This window comes from Halomonas gemina, assembly GCF_023554995.1.
GTDB lineage: Bacteria > Pseudomonadota > Gammaproteobacteria > Pseudomonadales > Halomonadaceae > Halomonas > Halomonas gemina.
This window is the reverse complement of sequence record NZ_JAMJPK010000026.1, coordinates 1-485: the sequence shown is the minus strand read 5'-3', so window position 1 is coordinate 485 and position 485 is coordinate 1. Positions and strand designations below refer to the sequence as shown.

The 485-nt window shown below is 55.5% G+C and carries 1 protein-coding gene; it reads right to left on the bottom strand.

Features of this window, described 5'->3' with window-relative positions:
* On the bottom strand, positions 1 to 485 hold a 485-nt coding region (locus tag M8009_RS18885), incomplete at both ends, for an FAD-binding oxidoreductase (protein WP_250064022.1).

The following is a 485-nucleotide window of genomic DNA, read 5'->3' as shown; positions in this document are numbered from 1 at the left end:
CGGTAAAGCGCGGCAGTGACTGCCCCAGTTCCTTAACTTCATCGGCAAAGGCGTGAACATCGCCATTTTCTGCCGCATGGAACCAGTTCACTTGTGCTGTGTGGCCTGCTTTTGCCAGCGTGTCGAGCATTGCCAGCATTGGCGTTTGACCAACACCGGCAGAGATTAACGTCACTGGTGTGTCATCTGCGACAGCCATAAAGAAATCACCTGCCGGAGCGACCAGTTTCACGACATCGCCAACATTGGCGTGATTGTGCAACCAGTTGGATACCTGCCCACCCTCTTCGCGTTTCACCGCAATACGATAGCCTTTGCCATCCGGTTTGCGAGTCAAAGAGTACTGACGAATTTCCTGATGTGGGAAACCTTCCGGCTTCAGCCAGACGCCGAGATATTGCCCCGGACGGTATTCTGCCACTGCGCCACCGTCGACCGGCTCCAGTTCGAAGCTGGTGATAAGCGCGCTGCGCGGTGTTTTAGCC